This is a genomic window from Psychrobacter sp. T6-1 (assembly GCF_052258445.1).
Genome location: NZ_JBQQFC010000271.1, coordinates 1 through 3,341 on the forward strand (window position 1 = coordinate 1; position 3,341 = coordinate 3,341).

3 protein-coding genes are annotated in these 3,341 nt (G+C 43.3%); 2 read left to right on the forward strand and 1 reads right to left on the reverse strand.

Going from position 1 to position 3,341, the window contains the following annotated elements; genetic code table 11:
• Nucleotides 1-234: 234 nt before the first annotated feature.
• Nucleotides 235-948, reverse strand: a complete 714-nt coding sequence (locus tag ACTXGO_RS11460; protein ID WP_443574586.1) for an RluA family pseudouridine synthase — start codon at nucleotides 946-948, stop codon at nucleotides 235-237.
• A gap of 291 nt (nucleotides 949-1,239) precedes the next feature.
• Here ACTXGO_RS11460 and trxA point away from each other — a divergent pair, with 291 nt between their 5' ends.
• Both trxA and rho read left to right on the forward strand, forming a co-directional pair.
• On the forward strand, nucleotides 1,240-1,566 hold the full coding sequence (gene trxA, locus ACTXGO_RS11465) for a thioredoxin (protein ID WP_317200085.1): 327 nt from the start codon (nucleotides 1,240-1,242) through the stop codon (nucleotides 1,564-1,566).
• Nucleotides 1,567-2,031: 465 nt separating this feature from the next.
• The gene (gene rho, locus ACTXGO_RS11470; RefSeq protein WP_317200084.1) at nucleotides 2,032-3,300 is read left to right on the forward strand and encodes a transcription termination factor Rho; all 1,269 of its coding nucleotides are present in this window, start codon (nucleotides 2,032-2,034) and stop codon (nucleotides 3,298-3,300) included.
• The last annotated feature ends 41 nt before the right edge of the window (nucleotides 3,301-3,341 follow it).

The window sequence follows — 3,341 nt, forward strand, 5'->3', positions numbered from 1 at the left end:
TTTGGGCGAAACAGGGGTTTATTTTTTGCTTGCTGTAAGCGGCAAGCCATATCGATACCTGCAATGCCAGCGCCAATGATCAGTACATCATAATCTGCTGCTAGCGGTGTTTTCTTTTGATTTTTAATTCTTTTAAATATCGCTGTCATCATTTAAACCTTATTGTTATTTTTGGCATAGTATTTTTGGCATAGTCTGTGTGATTACAGATAAAAAGTATCTGCATGCAACACTTTAAAAAGGACTTGGACTCTCCCAATCCATCCAAGCGCCTAGGACAGGATGCTTTAGGCGCAGATGCTCGGCATGAAGATTGAGCCTTGGCGCAACAGTTAGTGCTGAGCCTTCGGCATAGATAGGATCACCGATAATGACGTGACCGACATGCACCATATGCACGCGCAACTGATGACTGCGACCTGTCACGGGTTTGAGTGCGACTCGAGTGACTGTCTGCCCCTGACATACCTCAAAATCCAACACCTCATATAGGGTTAGCGCATGTTTTGGCCAGTCACGATCGACGATGTGGCGCGGCTTGAGCGTTGGCTCATAGCGAACAGGCGCTGATATCTCGCCTTTTACACCGACCTCTTGCCACTTGCCAAACACCCTAGCTTGATACTTTTTTTGCGGTAAGCGCTCAATAAACTGCTTACTAATATGCGTCTGCGCAGCCGCGTTTTTGGCAAATATCAGTAGACCTGAGGTATCCATATCTAGTCTATGAATGAGCTTTACCGCAGGATTGGCGCGCTCAAGTCTGGCAAGCAAACTCACCTTTAATGTCTTACCATCGACACTCAATAGTCCAGCGGGCTTGTCCACTACCCAAATATCATCGTCCTCATAGACAGTAACGTCCTTGGCAAATTGTTGAAAAAATTCAGGCGGATAAGCGATTTCTTGCGCATTAAGCGCAGCGATACTAGCATCAGAGAAAAACATAAAGGTCAGTTACTTGTATTGAGAGATTAAAGATAATATAAAGTACATGATATTTGAGAATTAAGATAAAAGATAAGGCAATGCGTGACAGACAGCATACAACCTGTACTTTTGTGTTTCGATTTATTGTATCAATAGTAATTGTTAGCCAATTCAACCTACTTGTGTCTGTCAAGAATGTACAAACATGCTAATATAACTAGCCTATTACATATTACAAGTCATCACTCTACTGATTACTTAATCACCATCTTAGATGATTTTACCGATAATAAAATAAGAGAGAATATTATGTCAGACCTAATCGTAAACACTACCGATGCCAATTTTGACCAAGATGTATTGCAAGCCGACGTCCCTGTACTTGTTGATTTTTGGGCTACTTGGTGCGGTCCTTGTAAAGCGATCGCCCCTATCTTAGAAGACTTGGCAAGCGAATACGAAGGCAAAGTCAAAATCGTTAAGGTGGATGTTGATAATAACCCACAAGCGGCGAGCCGTTTTGGTATTCGCAACATTCCAACGCTATTTGTCTTTAAAGACGGCGAAAAAGTAGACTCAGTGATGGGTCTGCAGCCTAAAGGCGAGCTGGCCAAAGTATTAGACAAGCATCTATAATCTTATTATTAGCTGCATCGTTAATTTATAAAAAGCCATTATCTGTCATAGATAATGGCTTTTTGGTTGTCTTTTATACAAAAAAATGGATTATAAGACTTTTTTAGCAAAAATAATTGACAATACCCTGCCATTAACCGTATAGTCTGCTGACAAGAGAAACGCAGCCGTTTTTCTAGGTTCCTTATCGTTATTCTCTTCGTGTTGTTACCACAAAACACCGCTGTCTTTATGACCAGCAATCAATACAAAATAATGCCTACGACGACAATTGAGCTCTGCTATAGACTCTCATCTATTTTCTATTGCCTAGCTTTTATACGCTGTACTCTAATACTTCTTACATGCTATAGCCTAAAACGCTTATTTTGTGCATGATATCGCTATACTACTCTTGCTTTAATCAACTTTGCGGACTACGCCACATCTGGCCCTCCCGCTCGATAAACTGCTAATGACCTCTCTATGAATTTAACTGAATTAAAGAAAAAATCAATCGCCGAGCTGTTGGCTATCGCCAAAGAGATGGGTCTTGATAATATGGCGCGTAGCCGCAAACAAGACATTATCTTTGCTATCTTAAAGACTCATGCTAGAAACGGCGAAGCCATTTATGGTGATGGCGTTTTAGAAGTGCTTCCAGACGGTTTTGGCTTTTTGCGCTCCTCTGAGGGCTCTTATTTGGCAGGACCTGATGATATTTATGTCAGCCCTAGCCAGATCCGCAGATTCAGTCTAAAGACTGGTGATAGTATCGCAGGTACTATTCGTCCACCAAAGGATTCTGAGCGTTATTTTGCCTTATTAAAAGTCGGCGAAATCAACTTTGATACTCCAGATCGCTCACGTCACAAGCTTATCTTTGAGAATTTGACCCCACTATTTCCAACCGAGCAGCTCAAGCTTGAGCTTGGCAATGGTACTACCGAAGATCTGACCGGTCGTATGATTGATCTAATCGCCCCTATTGGTAAAGGTCAGCGCTCTATTATCGTCGCCCCACCAAAAGCGGGTAAAACGGTACTGTTACAATCTATCGCCCAATCCATCACGCGCAACAATCCTGAATGCTATTTGATCGTACTCTTAATCGATGAACGTCCAGAGGAAGTGACAGAGATGGAGCGTACAGTACGCGGTGAAGTTGTGGCGTCGACCTTTGATGAGCCGCCACAGCGCCACGTTCAAGTCGCTGATATGGTCATCGAAAAAGCCAAACGCTTGGTTGAGCACAAACAAGACGTAGTCATTTTGCTCGATTCGATTACTCGTCTGGCCCGCGCTTATAACACCGTTATTCCGTCATCAGGCAAAGTGCTCACTGGTGGTCTTGATGCCAATGCGCTTGAGCGCCCAAAACGCTTTTTTGGTGCAGCGCGAAATATCGAAGAAGGCGGCAGCTTGACTATCATCTCAACTGCACTTATCGATACGGGTAGCAAGATGGACAGCGTTATCTTTGAGGAGTTTAAGGGTACGGGTAACCAAGAGATTACCCTTGAGCGTGATTTGGCTGAAAAACGTGTCTTCCCAGCGATTAATATCAAAAAATCAGGCACCCGCCGCGAAGAGCGCTTGATGGATGAGGACATGCTGCGCAAGGTTTGGATATTACGCAAACTACTCCAACCTATGGACGGCGTGCAAGCGACTGAGTTCTTATTAGATCGCCTAAAAGAAGTCAAAACCAACGATGAGTTCTTTGACAAGATGAAGCGTAAACCACAAAGCTAAGTGGCTACGTCTATGCATCAAAGCGTAACTAAAAAGGATTG